This is a genomic window from Streptomyces sp. JB150, assembly GCF_011193355.1.
In the GTDB taxonomy this organism is placed as follows: domain Bacteria; phylum Actinomycetota; class Actinomycetes; order Streptomycetales; family Streptomycetaceae; genus Streptomyces.
Map to the genome: position 1 here is coordinate 2,971,614 of NZ_CP049780.1, position 19,950 is coordinate 2,991,563.

The 19,950-nt window shown below is 73.4% G+C and carries 14 protein-coding genes and 1 other RNA gene; 6 read left to right on the forward strand and 9 right to left on the reverse strand.

Annotated features, from left to right (window positions below; translation table 11 throughout):
* Positions 1 to 102 precede the first annotated feature (102 nt).
* Positions 103 to 1,122 carry a LacI family DNA-binding transcriptional regulator gene (locus G7Z13_RS14010; RefSeq protein ID WP_165999257.1) on the forward strand — a complete coding sequence of 340 codons (1,020 nt, stop codon included), beginning with the start codon at positions 103 to 105 and terminating at the stop codon, positions 1,120 to 1,122.
* A 100-nt stretch (positions 1,123 to 1,222) separates the two neighbouring features.
* Here G7Z13_RS14010 and ssrA read toward each other — a convergent pair.
* The 5 genes from ssrA to ftsE all read right to left on the reverse strand — a co-directional run bounded on the left by ssrA (position 1,223) and on the right by ftsE (position 5,192).
* Positions 1,223 to 1,622: a transfer-messenger RNA gene (gene ssrA / locus G7Z13_RS14015) on the reverse strand.
* A 100-nt stretch (positions 1,623 to 1,722) separates the two neighbouring features.
* On the reverse strand, positions 1,723 to 2,202 hold the full coding sequence (gene smpB, locus G7Z13_RS14020) for an SsrA-binding protein SmpB (protein WP_165999259.1): 480 nt from the start codon (positions 2,200 to 2,202) through the stop codon (positions 1,723 to 1,725).
* A gap of 119 nt (positions 2,203 to 2,321) precedes the next feature.
* Positions 2,322 to 3,485 (reverse strand): S41 family peptidase, encoded by a 1,164-nt coding sequence (locus G7Z13_RS14025; RefSeq protein ID WP_165999261.1) that lies wholly within the window; start codon positions 3,483 to 3,485, stop codon positions 2,322 to 2,324.
* Between the two features lie 68 nt (positions 3,486 to 3,553).
* Positions 3,554 to 4,471, reverse strand: coding sequence for a permease-like cell division protein FtsX (ftsX, locus tag G7Z13_RS14030; RefSeq protein WP_165999263.1), 918 nt, complete (start codon positions 4,469 to 4,471; stop codon positions 3,554 to 3,556).
* A 31-nt stretch (positions 4,472 to 4,502) separates the two neighbouring features.
* Positions 4,503 to 5,192 (reverse strand): cell division ATP-binding protein FtsE, encoded by a 690-nt coding sequence (gene ftsE / locus G7Z13_RS14035; protein WP_165999264.1) that lies wholly within the window; start codon positions 5,190 to 5,192, stop codon positions 4,503 to 4,505.
* 306 nt (positions 5,193 to 5,498) lie between these two features.
* Between ftsE and G7Z13_RS14040 the strand changes: the two genes are divergently transcribed.
* On the forward strand, positions 5,499 to 5,690 hold the full coding sequence (locus tag G7Z13_RS14040; protein WP_165999266.1) for a hypothetical protein: 192 nt from the start codon (positions 5,499 to 5,501) through the stop codon (positions 5,688 to 5,690).
* Between the two features lie 70 nt (positions 5,691 to 5,760).
* On the opposite strand, the gene G7Z13_RS14045 is transcribed toward G7Z13_RS14040, so the two are convergent.
* From G7Z13_RS14045 to G7Z13_RS14060, 4 genes are all read right to left on the reverse strand, one after another.
* Entirely contained in the window at positions 5,761 to 6,411 is a 651-nt protein-coding gene (locus G7Z13_RS14045) for a hypothetical protein (RefSeq protein ID WP_165999268.1), read from the reverse strand.
* A 277-nt stretch (positions 6,412 to 6,688) separates the two neighbouring features.
* Positions 6,689 to 7,795 (reverse strand): peptide chain release factor 2, encoded by a 1,107-nt coding sequence (prfB, locus tag G7Z13_RS14050; protein WP_165999270.1) that lies wholly within the window; start codon positions 7,793 to 7,795, stop codon positions 6,689 to 6,691.
* Between the two features lie 185 nt (positions 7,796 to 7,980).
* Positions 7,981 to 9,225 (reverse strand): serine/threonine-protein kinase, encoded by a 1,245-nt coding sequence (locus tag G7Z13_RS14055; protein ID WP_165999272.1) that lies wholly within the window; start codon positions 9,223 to 9,225, stop codon positions 7,981 to 7,983.
* Positions 9,226 to 9,354: 129 nt separating this feature from the next.
* Positions 9,355 to 11,136, reverse strand: a complete 1,782-nt coding sequence (locus tag G7Z13_RS14060) for a serine/threonine-protein kinase (RefSeq protein ID WP_165999273.1) — start codon at positions 11,134 to 11,136, stop codon at positions 9,355 to 9,357.
* A 425-nt stretch (positions 11,137 to 11,561) separates the two neighbouring features.
* Between G7Z13_RS14060 and G7Z13_RS14065 the strand changes: the two genes are divergently transcribed.
* The 4 genes from G7Z13_RS14065 (at position 11,562) to G7Z13_RS14080 (ending at position 19,897) form a co-directional block, all read left to right on the forward strand.
* Positions 11,562 to 15,911, forward strand: a complete 4,350-nt coding sequence (locus tag G7Z13_RS14065; RefSeq protein ID WP_165999276.1) for an FHA domain-containing protein — start codon at positions 11,562 to 11,564, stop codon at positions 15,909 to 15,911.
* A gap of 341 nt (positions 15,912 to 16,252) precedes the next feature.
* Positions 16,253 to 17,635: an ABC transporter substrate-binding protein gene (locus G7Z13_RS14070; protein ID WP_165999278.1), complete on the forward strand. Its 1,383-nt coding sequence runs from the start codon at positions 16,253 to 16,255 to the stop codon at positions 17,633 to 17,635.
* 73 nt (positions 17,636 to 17,708) lie between these two features.
* A complete protein-coding gene (locus G7Z13_RS14075) occupies positions 17,709 to 18,992 on the forward strand; it encodes a sugar ABC transporter permease (RefSeq protein ID WP_166004936.1) in 1,284 nt (427 codons plus the stop codon).
* Complete coding sequence (locus G7Z13_RS14080; protein ID WP_165999280.1) at positions 18,989 to 19,897, forward strand: carbohydrate ABC transporter permease; 909 nt, start codon at positions 18,989 to 18,991, stop codon at positions 19,895 to 19,897. Before G7Z13_RS14075 ends, G7Z13_RS14080 begins: the two co-directional genes overlap by 4 nt.
* Positions 19,898 to 19,950: the final 53 nt, after the last annotated feature.

Below are 19,950 nucleotides of genomic sequence, written 5' to 3' on the forward strand. Positions count from 1 at the left end.
GGGATTGCCGCCCGACCCATTGACGGCCCTCCGGGCCCCCCATACCTTCGCTCGTCGAAGCGCTTCGATGACCCGCGCGTCACGCATCGATCCGGGGGACTGATGGTCAAGATCACGGATGTGGCCCGGCACGCCGGGGTCTCCCCCAGCACCGTGTCGTACACGCTCAGCGGCAAACGGCCGATCTCCGAGGAGACCCGGCGCCGCGTGCAGGAGTCCATCCGCGCCCTCGGCTACCGCCCGCACGCCGCCCGGTCGGCGTACGGCGGCAGGACGAACGTCCTCGCCCTGGTCCTGCCGCTGCACGCGGGCGTCCACGTCCCCGTGGCCATGGACCTGGCGGTGTCGGTGGTGAACGCGGCACGGGCGTACGACCACGACGTACTGATCCTGACGCGGCACGACGGCCGGGACGGCGAGGACGGTTTGCCCCGGCTGGCGGAGACCCCCCTGGTGGACGCGCTGATCGTGACGGACGTCCGGCTGCACGATCCACGGCTGCCGCTGCTGCGCGACCTGCACCGGCCGGTGGTGCTGATCGGCTACGCGGCGGACCGGACCGCACCGACGTGCGTCGACCTGGACTTCGCGGCGGCGGGCGAGGCTTGCGTGGACCACCTGGCGGCCCTCGGTCACCGCGCGGTGGCCCTGATCGGCTCGCCGCCGGAGGTCTACGTCCGCCGCACCGTCTACGCCCAGCGCCTCGTCCAGGGGTTCACCGCCGCCGCCGACCGCCACGGCCTGTCCTCCGCCGTCCACCCGTGTGCGGCGACTCCCGAGGCGGCCCGCGCGACCGCGGAACGGCTGCTGCGCGAGCAGCCGGCGCTGACCGGTGTCGTCGTCCACAACGAGGCGGTCCTGGATGTCCTGCTCGACGCCTTCGGCCGGCTCGGCCTGCGCGTGCCCGACGACCTCTCCGTCGTCGCCCTGTGCCCCACCGCACAGGCGGAGTCCGCCCGCGTCCCGCTCACCTCGGTCGCCCTCCCGGCCACCGAAATCGGCACCCGCGCGGTGGACCTCCTGATACGCGAGCTGAACGGCGAGCAGGTCCCGGCGACCACCCTGCTGCCCCCGCGGCTGGCCGTGCGGGCGAGCACGGCGCGGCGGCGCTCATCGGCGTGAGGCCAGGGACGCTCGTGGCCCTGAGACCCGGCGGGCGTGACAAAGGCCATGACAAAGGCCCTGCCGCTCGCAAGCGACAGGGCCCGTGCCCACATGGGGTAAGTGGAGATGGCGGGAATCGAACCCGCGTCCAACGGTGTGGAACCAGGGCTTCTCCGTGTGCAGTCTGGTGCGATTTTCTCAGCCCTCCGGATCACCCAGACAAGTCCGGAACGGGCTCAGTCACTGTGTGGTTTCCCTCTTCACCCCGTGACCGGGATCGAGGTTTAGTTCCCTAGCTGATGCCAGGATCCGGGTCGGGAACAGCCCCGGGCTGACACTCCCTTGGTAGGAGGCTCGCTTCGCTACCTGAGATCAGGCAGCGAGGGCGAAGGCCTGCTGGGAGGAATCGCGCTTGGTGTTGGCGATTATTTTTTTCGGCCTGTGGTTTACGAGATCATGGCCGCTTCCTCGACACGCTTCCCCTGCTTCGACAGCCGCTGTCGAAACCGATCATCCCCATGTTGATTTGTCAATCACCGCACCCAACGTGTGAGTGCAGAGGCCATCATACGGGGTCAACGGTCCCCGGTGCCACCGTATTCCCTGGCCCGGACGGAGCTACGCCCGCTGCTTGCGCCGCACGGCAGAGATCGCGCGCTCGGCCTCGCGCCGGTCCTGCTTCTCGCGCAGCGTCTGCCGCTTGTCGTACTCCTTCTTGCCCTTCGCCAGCGCGATCTCGACCTTGGCGCGGCCGTCCTTGAAGTACAGGGACAGCGGGACGATCGTGTGGCCGGTCTCCTGGGACTTGGACTCCAGCTTGTCGATCTCCGCGCGGTGCAGCAGCAGCTTGCGCTTGCGGCGGGCGCTGTGGTTGGTCCAGGTGCCCTGGCTGTACTCGGGCACGTGCACGTTGTAGAGCCACGCCTCGTGCCCGTCCATCTGGACGAACCCGTCGACCAGCGAGGCGCGCCCCTGGCGCAGTGACTTCACCTCGGTACCGGTGAGGACGAGACCCGCCTCGTAGGTGTCGATGATGAGGTAGTCGTGCCGCGCCTTCTTGTTCTGCGCGATCAGTTTGCGCCCTTTTTCCTTAGCCATAGTGCCGCCCATTTTCGCACTACGCGGGGGGTGCGGGGGAAGTCATTATGCGTGGGTGCCGCCGGGCCGGGCGCACGGTGCCAGGCGCCGGGAGCCCGGCATGACCGGCGGGACGCCCCCTAGCCCCCGAGGCCCGTCAGGATTGTCCCCGCGCGGCGCAGCGCGTCCTGGTCGGCCTCCAGGTCGGGGGTGATGCCCCGCCCGTCGACCGCGCGGCCGGAGGGGGTGCGGTAGTGGCCCACGGTCAGCTCGGCGACGGAGCCGTCGGGCAGCCGACTCGGCATCTGGACCGAGCCCTTGCCGAAGGTGCGGGAGCCGACGACGACCGCGCGGCCCCGGTCCTGCAGGGCCCCGGTCAGCAGCTCGGCCGCGCTCATGGTGCCGCCGTCGACGAGCGCGACCAGGGGTCTTTCGGTGTCGCCGCCGGGTGCGGCGTGCAGGGCGCGCTGCTCGCCCTCGACGTCGTACGTGGCGACCAGGCCGCCGTCGAGGAAGGCGGAGGCGGTGGTGACGGCCTCGGTGACCAGGCCGCCGGAGTTGCCGCGCAGGTCGAGGATGATCCCGCCGTCGCGCGGGGCCCGCCGGACCGCGTCGCGAACGGTGCCGCCGGTGCCCTTGGTGAAGGCGCCTATGGTGATGAGGGTGTTCCCGTCGGGGAGGGTGCGGACGGTCACCGTGTCCGTGGAGAGCCGGGCCCGGCGCAGGGTGAGGCTCCACGCGCGCGTGCCGCGCTCCAGGCCGAGCCGTACCGGCGTACCGGCGGGCGCGTCGGTGGCGTCGCCGCGCAGTAACGAGACCACGTCGGTGACCGGCAGGCCGTCGACCGCGCGGCCGTCGACGCTGCGCAGCCGGTCGCCCGCGCGGACCCCTGCTTCGGCCGCGGGCGAGCCGGCGGCGACCTTGGTCACCTCGATCCGCCCGTCGCGCTCCCGTCGCGCCCACAGTCCGACGCCCGTGTAGGCGCCGTCCAGGGCGTCCTCGAACTCCTCGTACTCGCCCTGCGAGTACACGGCGTCCCAGCGGTTCCCGCTGCGGCTGACGGCGCGTTCGGCGGCCTCCAGGGGCGACGTGCCGTCGGCCATCGCGCGCGCGGCGGCGTCCCGGACCTCGTCGGGGCGGGCCGCGGGGGTGGCCGCGCGGGACGGGCCGGGCGCCGGCCCCCGCTCGGTGCCGGGCAGGGAGCCCGTCGTGGCACCGGCGACGAGCACGCTCGTGAACACCAGTGTCAGGGCGGCCCCGCGGCGTGTGCGGCGGGGCTGACAGAACAGGTCACGACCTGACATGGCGGTGAGTCTAGGACAACACGAAGGGCCGCACGGTCCGTTGACCGTGCGGCCCTCGTTGGCGTGCGTCACACCTTCAAGTACTTGCGCAGCGCGAAGAACGCGGCCAGCGCGGGCATCAGCAGGCTGGTGGCGAGGATGAGCGGCAGCTTCGCCAGGACGGCGTCCCAGCCGATGAAGTTGATCAGCCGGAGCTGGTCGGCGAGGGCCAGTCCGTGGTCGATGAGGAAGTACCGCGCGGTCACCAGGAAGCCGCACGCGACCGCGCCGCCGATCAGACCGGCGACCGCGGCCTCCGCGATGAACGGGGCCTGGATGTAGAAGCCGGAGGCGCCGACCAGCCGCATGATGCCGGTCTCGCGGCGCCGGCTGAACGCCGAGACGCGCACCGTGTTGACGATCAGCATCAGCGCGACGACCAGCATGAGCGCCATCACCGCGCGGGCGGCCCAGTTCATGCCCTCCAGCAGCTTGAACAGGTTGTCCAGGGTCTCCCGCTGGTCCCGCACGGACTGCACGCCGTCCCGGCCGCTGAACGCGGTCGCGATCACCCGGTACTTCTCCGGGTCCTTGAGCTTGATGCGGTACGACTCCTGCATCTGGTCCGGCGTCAGCGAGCTGGCCAGCGGGGAGTCGCCGAACTGCTCCTTGTAGTGCTTGTAGGCCTCGTCCTGCGACTCGTACGTGACGGTGTCGACGACCGGCATCTTCTCCAGGTCGGACTTGATCTGCCGCTTCTGCTCCTCGGTGACCGCGCCCCGGGCGCAGGCCGGATCGGACTCGGCGTCGGCCTTGTTGCAGAGGTAGATCGAGACGTTGACCTTGTCGTACCAGTAGCCCTTCATGGTGTTGACCTGGTCGGTCATCAGCAGCGAACCGCCGAACAGGGTCAGCGACAGGGCGACGGAGACGATCACCGCGAAGGTCATCGTGAGATTGCGGCGGAGACCGACACCGATCTCCGACAGAACGAACTGGGCGCGCATGGCGGCTGGTTGTGCCTTTCCGTCGTGGATCTCAGTGCTGGTAGCCGTAGACGCCGCGGGCCTGGTCGCGGACGAGGCGGCCCTTCTCCAGCTCGATGACGCGCTTGCGCATCTGGTCCACGATGTTCTGGTCGTGCGTGGCCATCACGACGGTCGTACCGGTGCGGTTGATCCGGTCGAGCAGTTTCATGATGCCGACGGAGGTCTGCGGGTCGAGGTTGCCGGTGGGCTCGTCGGCGATCAGCAGTTTGGGCCGGTTGACGAAGGCCCGCGCGATGGCGACGCGCTGCTGCTCACCGCCGGACAGCTCGCCCGGCATCCGGTCCTCCTTGCCGCCGAGGCCGACCAGCTCGAGCACCTGCGGCACGGACTTGCGGATCTCGCCGCGGGACTTGCCGATGACCTCCTGGGCGAAGGCCACGTTCTCGGCGACGGTCTTGTTCGGCAGCAGCCGGAAGTCCTGGAAGACCGTCCCCAGCTGGCGGCGCATGTGCGGCACCTTCCAGTTGGAGAGGCGGGCGAGGTCCTTGCCCAGGACGTGCACCTGTCCCTGGCTGGCCCGCTCCTCGCGGAGGATCAGCCGCAGGAAGGTGGACTTTCCGGAGCCGGAGGACCCCACGAGGAACACGAACTCGCCCTTCTCGACCTCCAGGGAGACGTCCCTGAGGGCCGGGCGGGTCTGCTTGGGGTAGACCTTGGAGACATTGTCGAATCGGATCACGGATGCACCACGGGTCGCCGGGGGTAGATGAGCGTGACCATACGCGAAGCGGGCAGGTGACCGCAGGCACCGGTAGGGGTTGCGCGCGGGTTGTGCGCTTTTGTTCCGCGAGCGGTGAGCGCACTTGCTCAGGGGTGCGGGGAACTGCGCGAGAATGCCCTGCGGTCCGCAGCGCCGCGTCGGCGGGAACCACCCGTCTCGATGGGCCCCGCGCACCCTCCGGAGGAACCTGGCACAGTGGAGGGGGAACGTTCGCGCACCCGCGAGCGTTCTTGAGGAGAGAACCGGCACGAGGAGGGCGAGCACATGACGTACGACCGGCTGGTGTGCGCGAACTGTGCCGCGCCCGTCAGCGAGGGCCGCTGCCCCGTGTGCCGGGCCAGCCGTGAGCGGCTCCAGCAGGAGAACCCGCTGTCGGCCCTGAATCCCATGACACTGATCGCCCTGCTGGCGGTGCTGATCGCCGCGCTGGCACTGCTGGCACACCAGACGGCGTGACGACGCGAAAGGGCCCGGAGCACCAGCTCCGGGCCCTTTCGACTACCGTCCGCTACGGCAGGCCGCCCGATCAGGCAGCCGCACCGCCGCGGCCGCCCACGAGGCGCGGCAGCACACGGAAGCCGATCCCACCGGCGATCATCGTCGCGGCGCCGACCAGCAGGAACGTGGTCTGCGCGGCACCGGTCTCGGCGAGTTCCTCACCGCCGCCCTGGGCGGTGGTGTCGGCCGGGGTGTCGGAGCCGGTGTCGGTCAGGGCCGAGGAGCCGGCGCCCTGGGCGGAGTCGTTGGAGCCGCCGTCGGGGTTGGCGTTGTTGCCGCCGCCGTTCCCGCCACCGTTGCCGTTCCCGCCACCGTTGCCGTTGCCGTCACCGGGGTTTCCCGGGTTGCCGGGGTTGCCCGGCTCGACCGGGTCCTCCGGCTCGGTGGGCTCCTCGGTCGGGTCGGTCGGCGGCTCCTCCGTCGGAGGCTCCTCGGTCGGCGGCTCCTCGGTGGGCGGCTCCTCCGTCGGAGGCAGCTCGGTGGGCACCTCGGTCGGGACCGGGTCCGTCGTCGGGGTCGGCTCCGGGTCGGGGCTCGGCGTCTCGCACCCGATCCCGAGGAAGCCGCAGTCGTCCGACTCGGCGGCGGAAGCGGCACCCGCGGCGGTCAGCGAGGCACCGGCCGCGATCACGGCGCCCGCCACTATGCGCGCGACACGGATCCGCGTCTTGTTGGTCATGTGGTTGCTACCCCCAGTAGCTGATCGTCAGTGAGGCGGCGCTCGGGGCCGTGATCGACGGAGATAGCTGTGATGAAGCCCCCCGGTTCACATGCGCCCCAGAGATACGCATGCCGCGCTCAACCCTTCCGAGTTTTCACAGCAACGTCAAGGCCGTTGCGTACGCAATGTCCGCTTGTACCGCGCTTTGCCGGGGATGGCAGCTGTGAGTGTGATGTAAAACCCGGACAAACGACAACCGCCCCTGAACCAGGGGCGGTTGACTTTGTCGACAAGCTTACTTCTCCTGCTGCTTGCGCCAGCGAATTCCGGCCTCCAGGAAGCCGTCGATCTCGCCGTTGAACACGGCCTCCGGGTTGCCGACCTCGTACTCCGTGCGCAGGTCCTTGACCATCTGGTACGGGTGCAGGACGTACGAACGCATCTGGTTGCCCCAGGAGTTGCCGCCGTCGCCCTTGAGGGCGTCCATCTTGGCCTGCTCCTCCTGGCGGCGCCGCTCCAGCAGCTTGGCCTGGAGGACGTTCATCGCGGTGGCCTTGTTCTGGATCTGCGACCGCTCGTTCTGGCAGGAGACGACGATGCCGGTCGGGATGTGCGTGATGCGCACCGCGGAGTCGGTGGTGTTCACGCCCTGGCCGCCGGGGCCGGAGGACCGGTAGACGTCGATGCGCAGGTCCGACTCGTCGATGTCGACGTGGTCGGACTGCTCGACGACCGGCAGCACCTCGACACCGGCGAAGGAGGTCTGGCGCCGGCCCTGGTTGTCGAACGGCGAGATGCGCACCAGGCGGTGGGTGCCCTGCTCGACGGAGAGGGTGCCGTAGGCGTACGGCGCCTGCACGGCGAAGGTGGTCGACTTGATGCCGGCCTCTTCGGCGTACGACGTCTCGATCAGCTCCGTCTTGTAGCCGCGCTGCTCGGCCCAGCGCAGGTACATCCGCTGGAGCTTCTCGGCGAAGTCGGCGGCGTCGACGCCGCCCGCCTCGGCGCGGATGTTGACGAGCGCCTCACGGGAGTCGTACTCGCCGGACAGGAGCGTGCGCACCTCCATCTCGTCCAGCGCCTTCTTGACGGCGGCCAGCTCGGACTCGGCCTCGGCACGGGTGTCCGGGTCGTCCTCCTCCTCGGCCATCTCGAAGAGCACGGCGAGATCGTCGATCCGCGAGCGCAGGGCTTCGGCCTTCCTCACCTCCGCCTGGAGGTGGGAGAGCTTGCTGGTGATCTTCTGCGCCTCGTCCGGGTTGTCCCACAGGGACGGCGCGGCCGCCTGCTCCTCGAGCACGGCGATGTCTGCCCTCATCTTGTCGAGGTCCAGAACGGCCTCGATCGACTCCATGGTCGAGGAGAGGGACTTGAGCTCTTCGGATACATCGACGACTGCCACGCTCCCAGCGTAACGGCTCCGCCGGTTTGCCAGTGCCGTGGCTGAGGCCGGTTGTGACGTACCCGGCGTCGGTGCGGGCCTCGCTGGGGGCTGCCGCCCCCAGACCCCCGCTTCGGCCCTGAACGGGCCTCGTCCTCAAACGCCGGACGGGCTGCTTTTCACGAGCCCCGGTCCGGATGTGGCCGCTACGGCATCTCCGGAGCCGAGTTCTTCGTGTCCTGTGGGGTTCCGCCCGGCTCGTCGTCCGAGGTGGCGAGCCAGGTGCCGGTGCCGATGGCGGCGGCGAGGGCCACGGCGGCGGCGCCCAGGGTGAGGCGGCGCCGGCGGGTGGCGGCGCGGTTGCGGGCGGAGCCGGGGCGGGGGGCTCCGGCGGCGCGGGGGGCGCGAGCGGTGCCGTGGGCGCCGCCCGCCAGCTCGTCGGGGGCGGGGACCCGCATGGAGGTGTGGGTGTCCCGGTTGGAGTCGGGAGAGGCGCCGGGGACCAGGGAGACCGCGCCGCGGCGCTGCCGGGCGGGAGGCCTGGGAGCGCCCGGCGCGGGAGCGGGGGCCTCCTCGGCGGGCTCGGCGGCGTCGACGTCCGGCTCGTCCACGTCCAGCGGCGGCATCCCGGCCAGGGTCGGCAGCTGCTCGCGCAGCCGGGCGGCCAGCTCGGAGGCGCGCAGCCGGGAGGCGGGGGCCTTGGCGAGGCACTGCACGATCAGCTGCCACAGCTCCTCGGGGATGCCGGGGAGCGGGACCACGGTCTCGGTGACGTGGCGGCGCAGCACCGCGCCCGGATGGCCGCCGCCGAACGGGGTGAAGCCGGCCAGCAGCTCGTAGAGGACGGTGGCGAGGGCGTAGATGTCGACGGACGCGCGCGGGGGCAGGCCCTCGACGATCTCGGGGGCCAGGTAGTCGGGGGTGCCGATGACCTTGGTGGCGCGGGTGCGCTGCGGGGTGTCGATCAGCTTGGCGACGCCGAAGTCGGTGAGCAGGGCGCGGTGCGCGCCGCCCGGTCCGAGCGGGCTCTGCATGTCCAGCAGGATGTTCTCCGGCTTGACGTCGCGGTGCACGACCCCGGCCGCGTGGGCCGCCGCGAGGCCGTCCGCCACGTCGGCGACGATCGCGACGGCCGCCTCGGGGGCGAGCCGCCGTTCCCGCTCCAGCCGGGTGCGCAGGTCGGTGCCGCGGACGAGGTCCATGACCAGGGCGAGGTCGTTGCCGTCGACCACCAGGTCACGGACGGAGACGACGTTCGGGTGGTCGAGCCCGAGCAGGGCCGTCCGCTCCTGGACGAAGCGTCCGACGAGTTCCTGGTCGGACGCCAGATCCTCGCGCAGCAGCTTGATCGCGACGGGGCCCTCGGGCCCCTCGCCGAGCCACACCGTGCCGGCGCTGCCCCGTCCCAGGATCTGGTTCGCGGTGTACCGGCTGCCGATCTTCCGTGCCAAGACTGCTCCTACAGACGCGTGTTGTCGCTAAAACTACGCGTCCGGGGGACCGGCCTTCACCGTGGAGCCGGAAATCACCCCCCGGGTGTCGACAAATCGGCAGGCTCGTCACCGGCTTCGCCGGGCCGGTCACTGACCGGAGCCGGTCCCGGTGCCGGATCCGGAGCCGGAGCCGACGAGGTCGCCGACCCAGTCGGCCACCGAGCCGACCCAGTCGGTGAGCTGGTCCCAGTAGCCCTTGCCGGTGCCGATCCAGTCCTGCAGCGGGCTCAGCTCCCAGATCAGCCAGCCGGCCACGAACAGGACGACGATCGTGAACAGGCAGCCCTTCAGACAGCCCAGGCCGGGGATGCGCATCGGGTTGGCGCTGCGCTGACGCGGCGGGCGCGGCTCCCGCGCGGGGCGCTGCGGCTCCGGCGGGGCGGGCGGGGCGTACCGCTGCGGCTGCTGCGGCTGGGGGGGCTGCTGGGGCTGAGGGGTACGGCGCGGCGTGTACGGCTGCGGCTGCTGTTGCTGGTGCTGCTGCTGGGGGTAGCCGTAGCCGGGCTGCGGGCCCTGCTGGGGGCCGGGTTGCGGGCGCTGCGGCTGCTGCTGCGGGCGGGCGACCTGCCGCTGGGGGCGGCGGCGCAGCGGGTCCTCGCTGGGGTCGAGGTACTGGACCTGCGTCTGCTCGTTGCGGTCCCGCGCGGCGCGCAGCTGGGTCTGCCAGGGATGCTCGCCGCCCTGTCCGCCGGGGTCCTGACCCTGTCCCGCCTGGTGCGGGGGCACCGGCGGCATGACGGCCGTCGGGTCGGCGGCGCCGGTGTGCGGCAGGACGGCGGTGGGGTCGGCGGCGCCGGTGTGCGGCAGGACGGCGGTGGGGTCGGCGGCGCCGACCGGGCCCCCGGTGTGCGGGAGCACGCTGGTCGCGGCGTTCGGGTCGTAGGCGCCGGGCGCGGAGCCGTGCGGGAGCACCTGGGTGGGGTCGGCCGCGCCCGGGGTGCCGGGCACCGCCGTGGGGGCCGGGTCGGGGGCGAGCAGCGCGCCGACGTTCTCGGCGGCGGCGATCTGCGCGGAGTTCGCGTGCACGCCGACGCCCTCGGCGACGACCCGCAGGCCGCGCGCGAGGTTCTCGGCGCTGGGGCGCTCGTCGGGGTTCTTGCGCAGGCAGCGCTCTATGACCGTCCACAGCGGTTCGGGGACGGTGGAGGGGCGGCGCGGTTCGGCGCTCAGGTGCTGGTGCAGCACCTCCAGGGCGGAGCTGCCGGCGAACGGGGGGCGGCCGGTGACCAGCTCGTACAGGAGGATGCCCGCGCCGTAGACGTCCACCGCGGAGGTCTGCGGGCGGCCTTCTGCGGACTCCGGCGCCACGTACGCGGGCGTGCCGACGAACTCGCTGGTGCGAGTGAGGCCGGGCGAGTCGGCCAGCCGGGCGATGCCGAAGTCAGTCAGCATCGGGTGCATCCGGTCGCCGTCCTGCCTCAGCAGGACGTTCGCCGGCTTCAGGTCGCGGTGCACCACGCCGTCGGCGTGGCTGGCGGCGAGGGCGTCGGCGATCTGGGCGGTGAGCAGGGACGCGGCGACCGGCGTGAACGGGCCGTTCTCGCGCAGGTAGCGGTGCAGGTCGGGGCCGTCGACGAGGTCCATGACCAGGGCGAGCAGATCGCCCTCGACGACCAGGTCGCGCACCCGGACGATGTTGGGATGGGTCAGGCGGAGCAGCACCGAGCGCTCCCGCAGGAACCGCATCACGACATCCGGGTCGTTCGCCAGCTCCTCCTTGAGGACCTTGATGGCGACGGTCTCGCCGGGCTGTCCGGGCACGGCCGCCTCGGCGCCCGCGGTCTCCCGCTGGCGGGCTCGCCAGACGGTGCCCGTGGCGCCGCGTCCGAGCGGCTCCTCGAGCAGGTACTTGCTGCCGACTGGCCGCACGTCACGCGCTCCCTAGCTGCTTGCCTTGCCTGTGTGTCTGTCCGTGTCTCGTTCCGCACCACTGTAGTGCCGAGGTGCGACAGCCGGGCTGTCGTCTTCCTGTGGCCCTGGTGTGGCGGTACCCGTGGCACTGGCCGTGGCTGCTGCGCCGCCGGTCCCGTACACGTTCGGCACACGTTGTGGAGGAAAGACGCTCACCTCGGTCGCCAGGTTGCCGAAAGCGGACGTGACCGATCTCAAGTGATCGCCACCCCCGTCGCGGTCAGGCACTTTTGCGGGCAGAGCCGACCAATCAAGATCACTTGTCCCGGAGCGGCGGGCGTGTTGTCGGTGACAGGTGCGAGGATGCGGGGAGTTACTGGCCGACGTGCTCGTGTGGGGTGGGGGGACCCTCCGCGCCCGCGCAGAAGGGACCGCTGACGGCGATGCAGATCCGGCTGACCGTCGTAGACCCGCTGGGCCCGCCCTCGGCTGAGGCGCGTGGCCGCGCCGCGAGCCGCGACGTGCTGGTCACCGCGCCCGCCGGCACCGCCCTCTCGGCGGTCGCCTCGGCGCTGGCCTCGGCGGTCACCGGCGACGCCGCGCAGCCGGGCCCCGTGGTGCTGTACGCCGGTGCGGAGCGCCTCGACGACCGCCGCTGCACCCTCGGCGAGCCCCCGCTGCTGGACGGCGCCGTGCTCTCCCTGGGCGCGCCCGCCGACCCCGAACCGCACCCCGAGGTGGAGGACGCCCCGGCCCGGCTCGACGTGGTCGCGGGGCCCGACGCGGGCGGGGTCCACCTGCTGCACGGCGGCCGGATCGAGATCGGCCGTTCCGCCGCCGCCGACGTCCCGCTCGACGACCCGGACGTCTCCCGCCTGCACTGCGCGGTGACGCTCTCCCCCGACGGCCGCGTCACCGTCGCCGACCTGGGCTCCACCAACGGCACCACCCTCGACGGCACGCGCGTGGGCGCCCGCCCGGTGCGGTTCACGCCGGGCGCGCTGCTGCGCCTCGGCGAGTCCGCCCTGCGTCTCGCCCCCGCCGGCGGGCCGGGGGGCCGGCTCGCCACGGCACCGGACGGGGAGGGGCACGTGCGCGTGGCGCCCGTGTCCGTGCCCATGCCGGCGTCCGTGGCCCCGTCGGCCGGCCTGCCGCAGGCCCCGGAGAGCCACACCCGCGCGGACGCCCCCGCCCCGGTCGCCGGGCAGCGCCCCGGCCCCGGCCCGGCGGCCGCGCAGGACCACGCCCCCGCCGGGCCGCCCGTACGCCCCCCGGTCGTACCGGGCCAGGGCGCGGCGCCCCGGGAGGAACGGGGCGAGGGCACCGCCCAGGGCGGACCGGCCCCGGACCGCGCGGGGACGGCCGGGAACGCACGGACCCCGCAGAGCGTGCGGACGGACCAGGAGGACGGCGGGCGGGCACCGCGAGCCGCCGAGGCGGTCCCGGGCGGACGCCCCGGCCGTGCGCCCGGCTCCCCGGCCGCCCCGCTCGTGCCGCCCGCGACCGCTCAGCCGCCGCTCGGCGACGGCACCACGCACGGCGGACGGCAGGGCGTGCCCGGCCTCGCGGGCGCACCGGCCGCCCACTCCGACGGGCAGCCCCACGACGCGGACGCGCAGCGGTCGCCGCAGGCCGGGCGCCGGCGCGGCGGTATCGGCGCGTGGGCGCGCCGGCTCACCGGCGGGCGCGGCGAGCCTGCGGCGACGGACGGCCCGACGGCGTACGACGACGCGGGCGGTGCCCCGCTGCCCGCCCCGGCGGCCGGTCCCCGGCTGCCGGAGACCTGGCCGGATCCGGCCGCCCTGCTGCTGACCGCTCTCGGCCCCGGCCCCCGGCTGTGGGAGCGCGGGCCCGGGCATCCGGAGGCGCTGACGGTACGGCTCGGTACGGCCGACCGCGCGGCGCCCGACGGCTCCGAACTGCTGCCCGCCGTGCCCGTGACCGCGGATCTGCGCGAGGCGGGCGCGCTCGGCCTGGCCGGACCGCGCCCGCGGCTCGCCGGGGTGGCCCGCGCGGTGCTGGCACAGCTGGCCGCGCTGCACTCCCCCACGACCCTCGAGATCGTCCTCATCAGCACGGATCACTCGCGCTCGGTGGCCGACCGCACCGCCGAGTGGTCCTGGCTGGGCTGGCTGCCCCACGTCCGCCCCGGCCACGGCCAGGACTGCCGCCTCCTCCTCGCCTACGACCGCGAGCAGGCGGCGACCCGCACCGACGAACTGCTGCGCCGCCTGGACGACCACCTCACGTCCGTGCTCCCGGCGCCGGCAGCCGACGCCACGCCTGCACGGACGCCGGCCGACACCGGCCAGGGCACGGCGGCGCGGGAACCGGGGACGGCGGCGGGTCACGCGGACAGCGGCCTGCTGCCTGCGGAGACGGACACCGAGGCCCAAAGCGCACTGCCGTCCGGCCCGACGGGCGCCACCCGCGCGGGCACCGGTCAGGCGTACCCGGCACCCGCGGGCGCGGCTCCTGCCGACGGCCCGCAGGCCCTCCCCGGCCACCACCTCACGGGCGGCGGCCGTACGCCGTACCCGGCAGCGGGCAAGCCCGGACCGGCCGACCGGCCGCGTGCCGAGGCACCCGCCGACACGGACGGCGCCGCGGCGGCCCCCGGCCGGCCCGGCGCGGCCGGCGCGGCACCGGCCGGGCACGGACCGAGGGGTGGCGGCCACGGGACCACCCATGGCTCGACGGGCACCCACGCGGCGGTGCCCGCCCCGGCAGGCGACCCCCGCGCGGCGGCACAGGGAGTCCCGGGCTCCCCCCGCGCGGGAGCGCAAGGTCTGCCGGGCGGCACGCCCCGCCCGGGCAGCGGCTCGCCCTACGCGTCCCCCGGCGGAGCCGCCCCGGCAGCCGGCCCACGGCACCCCGCCGTACCCGCCGGCGCCGAGCCCGCCGCAGCCGCGCGCGGCTGCCTTCCGGCCGGAGCCCTTCCCGCCCAGGCGGCAGCCCCCGCAGCTCCCGCTGTCCAGGGCCCCGCCGACCAGGGCCCCGCGGCGGCGCACCCCGCTCCCACCGCCCCCCGCACCGTCCCTGATCCGCAGCGGCGGCCCTCCTGGGCGCGGCACGGCGGCTCCGAGGCGGGCTCTCCGGGGTCGTACACGGTCGTCGTCGTGGACGGCGATCCGGGAAGCGCCGGGCTGCGGGACGCGCTCGCGCGGCTGGCGGCGGAGGGACCGCGGGCCGGCATCCATGTGGTGTGCCTCGCGGAGACGGCCCCCGCGTCGCCCGCGTCGCCGGTGACGGAGACGTACGAGGCGGCCTGCGCGGCGGTGCCGGTGTTCCGCCGGTGCGGCGCGGTGGCGTTGCTCAGCGGTGACGTGGCCACGGCGCTGCGGCTGCTGCGGGTGGCCCCGGCGGGGCCGGTCGGGCACGGCACGGTGGCCACCGTCGACGCCGTCTCCCCGGCCTGGGCGGAACGGTTCGCGCGGGCGCTGGCCCCGCTGCGCCCGGACGGCACCGGCGGCGAGCGGCAGGCGCGGGTGTCCGCCCCGCTGCCGCAGTCGGCCCGACTGCTGGACGAGCTGGGCCTCGCCCGGGCCACCCCGGCGTCGCTGATGGCCCGCTGGGCGGACGCGGCCGACGACACGCGCGCGCTCGGCGGACGGGCGTGGGCGGTGCTCGGCGCCGGTCCGCGCGGGCCGGCGTGCGCGGACCTGGCGGCGGACGGCCCGCACCTGCTGATCGAGGGCCCGGCGGGCAGCGGGCGTACGGAGCTGCTGCGGGCGATCGTCGCCTCGCTGGCCGCCGCCGAGCGCCCCGACCGGCTGGGCATCGTCCTGATGGACGGCCGGGACACCGTGGGCACGGGCACCGCGCACGGCGACGGGCTGCGCGTCTGTACGGACGTACCGCACGTCACCACCCACCTCACCGCCAACGACCCGGTGCGCATGCGCGAGTTCGCGCAGTCGCTGAGCGCCGAGCTGAAGCGGCGGGCCGAACTGCTGGGCCGGTCGGACTTCACCGAGTGGCACACCGGCCGTGAGCTGGCGGGCCGGATGGTCGCCCAGCGGGCGGGCCGGCCGGCGGGCCAGGCACCGGGCCGGCAGCCCGGACCGAAACCGGGCCTGGGCACGGCTCACGGCACGGGACCGGCAGCGGAACACTCCTCGGGACAGAGCGCGGCCCGCATTCCGGCACAAACCCCGCCGCAGGCCCCCGGCCACGGCACGGCCCCCGGCACCACCGGCGCCGCCGACCTCGACACCCCGCCCAGTTCCACCCTGCGCCTGCGCCCGAGCGCGGCCCGCCGCACGGCGGACGTCGCGCCGCCGCTGCCGCGGCTCGTGGTGGTCGTGGACGATCTCGACGCGCTGGTTGCGCCCCCGCTCGGCTCGCCGGGACGCCCCGCGGCCGGGTCGGTCGTACGGGCCCTGGAGGCGGTGGCCCGCGAGGGCGAGCGGCTGGGGGTGCACCTCGTGGCGGCGGCCGGCCCGGGCGATCGTACGGCCGAGTCGGAGGCGTCGCGGCGGGCGCGGCTGCGGATCGTGCTGGACGCGCCGGCGGCGGGCCCGGACGAGCCGGCGCCGGGGCGCGGGCGGCTGACCGGCGCGGACGGGAAGGTCACGCCGTTCCAGGGCGGCCGGGTCACGGGGCGGATCCCGCGCACGGCGACCCTGCGGCCGACGGTCGTGCCGCTGGACTGGCACCGCATGGGCGACCCGCCGGCCCGCCGCCCGGTACGCGAGCTGGGCAACGGGCCGACGGACCTGGCGCTGCTGGCGAGCGCGCTGGAGCGGGCGGCCCGGGAGGTGTCGGCGTCGGAGGTGCCGTCCCTGCTGTGACGGCCCACCGTGCCGGCGCCCCCCGGTCCGCCCGGACGGCGACACACCCCGCCACCGGTCCGCCAGACGTCGGCACGCCTCACCCCGGGTACGCCCAAGCGGCGGCACGCCCCCGCACGCCCCGCCGCGCCCCGGCGCGCCCCCGCCGCCCAAGCCACCCCGCGCCCGGCCGCACCCGGCCGCGCCCACACCCGCACCCGCCCGAGTCACAGCGCGGTCACGATCACCCCCTTTACAGGGTTCGCGCCCTTGCCGACCTCGTTGACGCGGCGTAGACCAGTGCTCACAGAGCATACGGATCAGTGCTGGACGTTCGACGAGGAACGAAGAACGGGGCCGTGATGCACAGCGAGAGCAGCACCAGCCGGACGACGACACGCAGGGCGGCGCGGATCGCCGCGGCCCTGCTCGCGGGAGCGCTCACGCTCACCGCGTGTGGCGGCGAGGACGAGAAGGACAGCCCGACCGAGGGCGGGGGCGACGCCACGAAGACCACCGCCACTGTCAAACTCCCCAAGCTCGACGGCGAGTCCCTGGAGGTCGCCGCCGTCTGGACCGGCCCGGAGCAGGCCAATTTCAAGAAGGTGCTCGCGGAGTTCGAGAAGCGCACGGGCGCGAAGGTCACCTTCGTCCCCGCGCAGGACCCGATCATCAACTTCCTCGGCTCGAAGATCGCCGGCGGTCAGCCGCCGGACATCGCGATGCTGCCGCAGCCCGGCGCGATCAAGCAGGCCGTGGACAAGGGCTGGGCGAAGCCGCTGGGCGCGGAGGCGCAGGCGGAGCTGGAGAAGAACTTCTCGCCGGGCTGGCAGGAGATCGGCCAGGTCGACGGCAAGCAGTACGGCGTCTACTACAAGGCCGCCAACAAGTCTCTGATCTGGTACAACACGCAGGTCTTCGAGAACGCGGGCGCGCAGGAGCCGGGGACCTGGGACGAACTGCTGACCACCGCGCAGACCATCTACGACTCGGGTGTCACCCCGTTCTCCGTCGGCGGCGCCGACGGCTGGACGCTGACCGACTGGTTCGAGAACGTGTACCTCTCGCAGGCGGGCCCGGAGAAGTACGACCAGCTGGCCGAGCACGAGATCAAGTGGACGGACCCCTCCGTGAAGGAGGCGCTGACCACGCTCGCGCAGATCTGGGGCAAGCAGGAGTACCTGGCGGGCGGCGCGAGCGGCGCGCTGCAGACCGAGTTCCCGGCGTCCGTCACCCAGACCTTCACCGGCGGCGACCAGCCCAAGGCGGGCATGGTGTACGAGGGTGACTTCGTGCAGGTCAACATCGCCGAGACGGAGGCGAAGGTCGGCACCGACGCGAAGGTTTTCCCCTTCCCCGCCGTCGGTGACACCGCGCCCGTCGTCTCGGGCGGCGACGCGGCGGTGATCCTGGAGGACTCCAAGGCCGCGCAGGCGCTGGCGACCTTCCTGGCCTCCCCGGACGCGGCGACCATCCAGGCGAAGCTCGGCGGCTACCTGTCGCCGAACAAGAACGTCGACCCGAAGGCCTATCCGAACGCGGTGCAGCAGGAGATGGCCAAGTCGCTGATCGCGGCCGGTGACGACTTCCGCTTCGACATGTCCGACCAGGCCCCGCAGGCCTTCGGCGGCACGCCCGGCAAGGGCGAGTGGAAGGCGTTGCAGGACTTCCTGAAGAACCCGAAGGACGTCGCGGGCGCCCAGCGCAAGCTGGAGGCCGACGCGGCCGCGGCGTACGGGAACTGAGCCGGCGATGACGTCGCCGGCACCGTCGGCGGGGGTCCCCGGGGCCCCCGCCGCCCCTGGCAAGCGCAAGAGCGTGACCGGCACCCGCACCACCATCGCGGCGCTGTTCCTGCTGCCCGCGCTGGTGCTGCTCGGCGCGCTCGTGGTCTACCCGATCGGGTACTCGGTCGTCCGCAGCTTCTACGACCAGTCCGGCGACGGCTTCGCCGGATTCGACAACTACCAGGCCCTGTTCACCGACGACGGCATCCGCACCGCGCTGAAGAACAACGTCATCTGGGTGGTGTTCGCGCCGACCGTGGCGACGGCGCTCGGGCTGATCTTCGCGGTGCTCACCGAACGCGTGCGCTGGGGCACCGCGTTCAAGCTGGTCGTCTTCATGCCGATGGCCATCTCGATGCTGGCGGCGGGCATCATCTTCCGGCTGGTGTACGACCAGGACCCGGACAAGGGCGTCGCGAACGCCGTGTGGGTGGGCGTGCACGACACGTTCGCCCAGTCGTCGGCGTTCCCGAACGCCCACCCGGGGCGGGAGTCGCCGCTGCGGCCGGCGGGCGGGGGCGCGTTCGTCACCAAGGAGGCGGTCCGCGCGGGTGAGCCGGTGTCGCTGCCCCTGGTGGGTGTGGCGCCGGACCTGATGCCGGACGACGCGAAGCCGGCCGCGAAGCCGCAGGCGGAACCGGGGAAGATCACCGGCACCACCTGGCAGGACTTCACCCGCGGCAAGGGCGTGGGCGCCCTGAACGCGCCCGACGCGTCCGAGACCGGCTACGCCGGGATGCGGATCGAGGCGGTGAAGGACGGCGAGGTGGTCGCCTCGGCGACGGCCGCCGCCGACGGCACGTTCACGCTGCCCGCCTCCGCCGAGGGGGCGCTGCTGCGGCTGCCCGCCGACAACTTCAAGGAGCCGTACAACGGCCTGGACTGGCTGGGCCCGTCGCTCGTCACGCCCGCCATCATCGGGTCGTACATCTGGATGTGGGCGGGGTTCGCGATGGTGCTGATCGCGGCCGGTCTGGCCGGGGTGCCGCGGGAGCTGCTGGAGGCGGCGCGGGTGGACGGCGCCAACGAGTGGCAGGTGTTCCGCCGGGTCACCGTGCCGCTGCTCGCGCCCGTCCTCGCGGTCGTCACCGTCACCTTGATGATCAACGTGCTGAAGGTGTTCGACCTGGTCTTCATCATCGCGCCGGGCTCCTCGCAGGACGACGCGAACGTGCTCGCCCTGGAGCTGTACCGCAAGGGCTTCGCCGAGGACCAGCCGGGCATCGCCAGCGCCATCGCGGTGTTCCTGCTGCTGCTGGTGATCCCGGTGATGTGGTTCAACGTCCGGCGGCTCAGGCGGGAGGTACGGCGATGACGGCGACGACCAAGCTGTCCGGGCGGCCGGCGGCCGGGCCGTCCGCGCCGCCGCGGCAGTCGCTCGGTGGCCGGCTGGTGGAGAAGCTGAGCGGCGGCGCCGTACGGGTCTTCCTGATCGTGGTGGGCCTGTTCTGGCTGGTGCCGACCATCGGGCTGCTGCTGTCCTCGCTGCGCAGCCCGCGGGAGATGAACGAGAGCGGCTGGTGGACGGTGTTCACCGAGCCCGCCCAGCTCACCGTCGACAGCTACGAGAAGCTGCTGGAGAACGGCGACATCACCGACTCACTGGTCAACACGGTGCTGATCACGGTCCCGGCGACCGTGCTGGTCGTGGTGATCGGCGCGCTGGCGGGATACGCGTTCGCGTGGATGGAGTTCCCGGGGCGCGACTGGTGGTTCCTGGCCGTGGTGGGGCTGCTGGTGGTGCCGGTGCAGGTGGCGCTGATCCCGATCGCCGAACTGTTTGGCAACATCGGGCTGTTCGGCTCCATCCTGGGCGTGATCCTCTTCCACGTCGGGTTCGGTCTGCCGTTCGCGGTGTTCCTGCTGCGGAACTTCTTCGCGGAGATCCCCCGCGAGCTGCTGGAGGCCGCCCGTCTCGACGGGGCGGGTGAACTGCGGCTGTTCGCCCGGGTGGTGATGCCGCTGGGCGGGCCCGCGATCGCCAGTCTCGGCATCTTCCAGTTCCTGTGGGTGTGGAACGACATGCTGGTGGCGCTGGTGTTCACGGACGCCGGCAGCCAGCCGATCACGGTCGCGCTGCAGACGCAGGTACGGCAGTTCGGCAACAACATCGACGTGCTGGCGCCGGGCGCGTTCATCTCGATGGTGGTGCCGCTGGCGGTGTTCTTCGCCTTCCAGCGGCAGTTCGTGTCGGGCGTGATGGCGGGAGCCGTCAAGTAGCGGACGCGATACGGCATTTCAGCGGGGCGGGCCGGTCTCACCGGCCCGCCCTC